This is a genomic window from Burkholderiales bacterium, from assembly GCA_013695435.1.
Classification (GTDB): Bacteria; Pseudomonadota; Gammaproteobacteria; order Burkholderiales; family JACMKV01; genus JACMKV01.
Genome location: JACDAM010000096.1, coordinates 1 through 5,840 on the forward strand (window position 1 = coordinate 1; position 5,840 = coordinate 5,840).

General features: G+C 59.5%; 4 protein-coding genes. 2 read left to right on the forward strand and 2 right to left on the reverse strand.

All coding sequences use genetic code 11. The features are described 5' to 3' along the window. Positions 1-265 precede the first annotated feature (265 nt). The gene (ispH, locus tag H0V78_05585; protein ID MBA2351261.1) at positions 266-1,201 is read right to left on the reverse strand and encodes a 4-hydroxy-3-methylbut-2-enyl diphosphate reductase; all 936 of its coding nucleotides are present in this window, start codon (positions 1,199-1,201) and stop codon (positions 266-268) included. Between the two features lie 308 nt (positions 1,202-1,509). Between ispH and H0V78_05590 the strand changes: the two genes are divergently transcribed. Both H0V78_05590 and H0V78_05595 read left to right on the forward strand, forming a co-directional pair. Further along, positions 1,510-2,157: an ABC transporter substrate-binding protein gene (locus H0V78_05590; protein MBA2351262.1), complete on the forward strand. Its 648-nt coding sequence runs from the start codon at positions 1,510-1,512 to the stop codon at positions 2,155-2,157. A 627-nt stretch (positions 2,158-2,784) separates the two neighbouring features. Next, positions 2,785-3,354: an NAD-dependent epimerase/dehydratase family protein gene (locus H0V78_05595; GenBank protein ID MBA2351263.1), complete on the forward strand. Its 570-nt coding sequence runs from the start codon at positions 2,785-2,787 to the stop codon at positions 3,352-3,354. Between the two features lie 566 nt (positions 3,355-3,920). On the opposite strand, the gene H0V78_05600 is transcribed toward H0V78_05595, so the two are convergent. After that, positions 3,921-5,840, reverse strand: a 1,920-nt coding sequence (locus H0V78_05600; protein MBA2351264.1) for an MMPL family transporter, incomplete at its 5' end; no start/stop codon positions are given.

Consider the following 5,840-nt stretch of genomic DNA (forward strand, 5'->3'; position numbering starts at 1 on the left):
CGCGTTGGCAGCCGGCAACGTAATTGTCCAACTCGGAACTGGGGCCGGCGGCGGAGGTGGAGGCCAGGTCGGGGGTGGGCCGCTGAAAAACATCGTGACCGACGTCAATGGCAATCATCAGACCGACGGCATTCCCGTCGCCGGCAGCGCAAGCAGTGGCCGCAGGATCTCGTGGCGAGAACTTACGAATTAGAGCACGCAGAGATCCTTCGATAAACAACGGCGCCCGAAAAGGCGCCTTTTTTTATCAGTCTGCATCTTCGGCCTAACTCTGATGTATCGGAATCAGATTCTTCGGCAACGGAAACACGACATTCTCAGCCACCCCGGTCAATTCATGCACCTCGCGCGCGCCGAGTTGCCGCAAACGTGTGAGCACATCCTGCACCAGCACTTCGGGCGCTGAGGCGCCGGCGGTGACGCCGACCCGCCGCTTGCCGTTCAGCCATTGCGGCTGCAATTCTTCGGCGTTATCGACCATATAAGCGGACACACCGAGCGCCTGCGCGACTTCGCGCAAGCGATTCGAGTTCGAACTGTTCTTAGAGCCGACGACGATCAGCGCATCGCATTCCTTGACCAGCGCCTTGACCGCATCCTGCCGGTTTTGCGTCGCGTAGCAGATGTCGTCTTTTTTCGGGCCGACGATTTTTGGAAAGCGCGCTTTCAGCGCGTTGATGATGACGGCGGCATCGTCGACCGAAAGGGTCGTCTGCGTCACATAGCATAGATTCGCCTCATCCTTGACTTCTAGCCCGGCTGCGTCCTGGGGTGTTTCAACGAGGTAAATACCGCTTTCCGCCTGCCCCATCGTGCCCTCGACCTCGGGGTGGCCGGCGTGTCCGATCATAACGATTTCCTTGCCGTGCTCGCGCATTTTGGCGACTTCAACATGCACCTTGGTGACCAGCGGGCAGGTCGCATCGAATACCCGCAAACCAAGCGCATTGGCCTGGCGGCGCACTTCTTTCGATACGCCGTGCGCGCTGAAAATCAGGGTCGCGCCGGGCGGCACATCGGCCAGTTCTTCGACGAACACCGCGCCTTTTTTCTTGAGATCTTCGACCACGAATTTGTTATGTACGACTTCGTGCCGCACATACACTGGCGCGCCGTGTATTTTCAGGGCGCGCTCGACGATCTCGATGGCGCGATCGACCCCGGCGCAAAAACCTCGCGGGTTGGCCAGAACTACCTGCATATCGCCTTGCATAAGAGCACCTTGAGTCAGTGGGGATATCCTGCGTTCGCTTGCGTTGAACGAATTATAGCAGCGCCGGTTTTGCCGCCCATGAACAAAGCGGGCAGACGGTTGTCATTACCAAACTCGATGTGCCGTCGATTCCTGCACGAGCGGTATGAAATCGTTGCTCACACGCGGCTCCGAAGAAACCGTCATCGAGACAAATGATTTGCCGCGTCATTGCGTTCCCGACAGAATTGCTGCGTTGTTCTACCGCTCGCGAGACTGATTATTCATTCCACCGATTGGAAAGGTTTTCTCACGCCATGTTCCGCAACTTACCATTTCGTTTTATCGGCGTCGTTTTGCTTGCGCTGTTCGCATCGGCTCCGGCCTTTGCCGCCAAACCTGCGGCCGATGCAGCCGCATCCACTAAAGCGGCCCCGGTCGTGGAAGAATTCCAGAAGACGTTGATTTTGGTCATGCAGGATGCCTCGAAGCTCGGCTACGAAGGTCGCTATCGGCGCCTCGATCCCGCCATCAAGAAAAGCCACGATCTGGCCGGCATCACGCGCGTCGCGACCGGGCGCAATTGGGGATCGCTAAGTAAAGAACAAAAAGCGCGACTGGTCGAGCTGTTCACCAAACTCAGCATCTCGACCTATGCCGCGCGGTTCGATGGATATTCCGGGGAAACGTTCAAAACCATAGCCGAGGAGAAACTCGGCAACGGCGACGCTTTGGTCCGCACCGTGTTTACCGATTCGACGGGCGATACGATTCCGTTCGATTATGTGCTGCGCCAGCATGACGGCCAGTGGCAAATCGTCAATATTACAGTCGAGGGTGTCAGCGATCTTGCGATCCGCCGTTCCGAATATGCAAGCATAATACGGCGCGATGGTATCGAGGGGCTGTTCAAACAGTTGCAGGAAAAGATCGCGGACTACCGGAAGCTGGCTGAAGCAAAATAGAACCTTAGCTGTGAACTTGCAACACGTTATTCCCCCGGGGTCGAGAAGCCGGCGGCAGACCGCGGATGGTGACACCCAGGCGACGAAGTAACGAACAGCGCCTCCGAGAAAACAACGGCACACGGCCACCCCTCGCTGGCCTGCATCCCTGTAAAGCCGATTCGCGAGTGATCATCGATGGTGACGAACAGACTCTCGATGCCCAGCGGCCCGGGTAGGGTCGCGCGGGTACCGGTGATGGGGTAATACGGTGACCGACTGCTTCGATCCGGCCCGAGTCTTGATGTCGATATGCAAGAGATCACCGGCCGCTGGATGTTCGTAGCACACGACCGGAACGGCCTGGTCGAGGGCGGATAGCCTGGACAAGCCGGCGCGCGCCAATACCCGGCTTACGGTGGCAGTCCAGGCGCGCAACGCTTGCGCGCGATGCGCGCCTGGATCAGACGCTTCTTGCGCAATTCGATCACCGCCAAGGCAGTGTTCGAATATCGCCCGCGGACTCTTGATCGGACGCGAGTAGCGATCAAGAAGGCCGGTCTGTTTTGCGACAGATAGCGTCCCGCCCATTACGCGCAGTTGCCATACTGACACCGAAGCGCGTCGCCACCGGCCAGAACTTTTGTCTTGCTTCTATCACCGCATGGAGCATTTCGATTCGACGCCGAAACGTCAGTCGGGGCGAGCTCGTCGATCAAATTTGCCGACGGCGGCCTCGGCCGCGACCAAAGCCCGTACGCCTTTACCAAAGCGACGAATTCAGAACTGGTGCGCAATTACAGCACGTGGTATGGGCTCCCTTATGCGATCACATATTTCTATAATGTCTATGGCCCCGGCGAGCGCAGTGGCAAATATGGCACGGTGATAGAAATTTTTAGGCAGAAATATCTCCACGGCGAACCGCTCCCCGTCAACATCCCCGGAACACAGCGGCGTATCTTCACCCATATTGACGACATCGTGGCCGGCCTCGTGCTGGTAGGGGAGAAGGGCGAAGGAGACGAGTTGGGGCTTGGTACCGATGCCTCGTATTCGATTCTTGAACTGGCGCACATGTTTGGCTCTCCTATTGCAATGCGCCCGGAAGTCCGAGGCAATCGCATGCAGGCCACACTGGATACCACAAAAGCGCGCGCCATCGGATGGCGTGCGCAGCACAAACTTGCCGATTATATACAGTCGATAACCACATGAACGCTCACGCATTTCTCTTGCGTACCACGGAATTGGGACAGGAATGATATCGCTAATGCCCTCTTCCCGCAGAACCACACCTACCAGGAAGCTCTTGCCGAACAAGGGTTTGCAGGGACGGGTGCCAGCGTCCGCTCGTGCCTCGCTCACGCTGCCAGTCGCGCCTGAAACCTGGCCGTAGTCGACTCACTCCGTTTGGCCCGCGAACAAAATCGTGCCCTTTCTTCAGCGAAGGATCGGCTGATCGAATCGGCTTCGTGAGCTTGCTCCTCGACGAATGTGTTGATTGTCGGTTAGCGCGCGATATTACAGCCATGACGTTTTATGGTGATCGAGCTTGGCTGGGCACTCGAAATGGCGCGTTACTTGGGCGGGCGGCGTTCCGTTCCGATGTCTTTGTTGCTGTTGATCGTAACCCTGCATTTCAGCAGCGCATCGACGCGTTGTCATTCGGCGTCATAGTATGCGGGCGCGGTCTGATCGGTTGGCGGATCTCCGCACGCTCGTTCGATTGCTTTGCAGTCGCTCCCTACGATGCAGCCGGGCGAGGTCAGATGGCTGGAGTCCTAGCCTCCACCGCTCCGCTCCCGCGCGGCCATCAGGGCCGGCAGCACGAGCAATGTCGAAACCAGCGCGAAACTCAAGGCCAGCGTCAGCAGCACGCCCATGCTCGACATTCCGCGGTGCGCGGAAAACGCCAGCGCGCCAAACGATGCGATGGTTGTGGCGGCGCTGAAAAACACCGCGCGCGGCGTGCTGCTATTGAAAATGTTTTCGACGCTCATGCCGCTGCGCTGGCGCACCACCAGATAGATTCCGAAAGCGATGCCGATGCCGAGCAACAGCGGCAACGCGATCAGATTGGCGAAATTGAACGGGATATCGAACAGCACCGAACATGCTATTGTCAGCAACGCCGAGAGCGCCAGCGGCACCAACACGCTGAGCGTATCGCCGGCTTGACGCAGCACGAGCAACAGCAGAACGATGATCCCGCACAGCCCGTAAACGGCCGCCTGCACGCTGGCGGTGACGACCGCGTCGCCGCCCTCCACCAGCGATACCGGCGCCCCGATCGCATTCGGCGCGACCTCCTGCACAGCGGCAACGAAGCGCCGCAGCGCCTGATTGTCGCCGAGGTTCTGCTTCGGAAGAACTTCAACGCGCGCGAGCCCGTCCGGGTTCACATAGCGCTGTTTCAGGCCCTGCGGCAGGTTCTCCAGAGTGACCGGCTGCGCTGTCAGCAAATCGCGCAAGCGATCGAGCGTACGCGTCAGATCGCCCAGTACGCGCTGCCTGAGATTGTCCAGATTCTCAGTTGTCGCGCCGCGCTCCTGAAAGCGCGCGATCGCCGCAGCCAGTGATCGCGCGCTATCGGCGTAAATTCCGCTGTTCGCGTTTCCTTCGTTCGTGCCCTCCGGTTTACGAGCATCGCCCTCACCTGCGCGAGCATCCGCGTCCTGGCGCCCGTTTATCGCAGCAGCGCCATCTGCGCCTTTGTTCGCGCTGTTTGCCCTGCCCGCGCTCTTGGCCGCGCGGGCGGCCTCTGTCAGCTTCAGCCGGAAGCGCTCAAGCGCTTCGCGTTCCGCGTCGGCTGCGGGTGGCACCGAAGGATTTCGCGAGGTAACCAAAGGCTGCAATACCAGCGACAGGTCGGCGATGATCGCGAGCTTGTCGTCCTGGTTTGCCGGCACGAAGCTCGCAAGCGTCAGCGCCTTATCGACTTCGGGCAGTTCGTTCAAACGCGCCGCTAGTTGCCGTGCCTGCGCGAGATTATCGGTAACGATATCGATCGAATAGGGCGTCGTGTCGGGATCGGCCAGCAGATCGCGAAACGTTGCGACCGATTCGGTCGTCTCGTCCTTCAGGTTGATCGGATTGAAATCGAAACGCGCGTAGGGCAGCAGCAGCGCCGAGCCTGCCGCGAGCAGCGCGGCGCCCCAGAGAATCTTGCGGCGATGACGGCCGATCGCGAAATGCAGGCCGCCGGCGCGGACGATTGCGGTTTGCCCAAATTCCGCCGGCATCGGCATCACTGCAAGCAACGCCGGCAGCACGGTTAGATTGGCTGTCAACGCGATGAACATGCCAACGCCGGAAATCATTCCGAGTTCGGCGAGGGCGAGGTAGCTCGTGGGAACGAACGAAAAAAAGCTGATGGCGGCAGCGCCCGCGGCCAACGCCAACGACCCGGCAATACCGCGCGCGGTGCGATTCAGCGCCATGTTTTTTTCGGCTTCGGCCGGCGTTTCCGCGTTGACTTCTTCGCGGTAGCGCATGCCGAACTGAATGCCGAAATCGACGCCGAGTCCGATAAAGAGGACGGCAAATGTCACCGACAACAGGTTCAGCGCGCCGAACACGAAAGTCGCGAATGCCGCCGTGCCGACCAGGCCAAGGAACAGGGTCGCCAATATCGCCAGCACCAGCCGCTTCGAGCGCAAACCCGCAAACAGGATGACGCAGACCAGCGCGAACGACGCCGC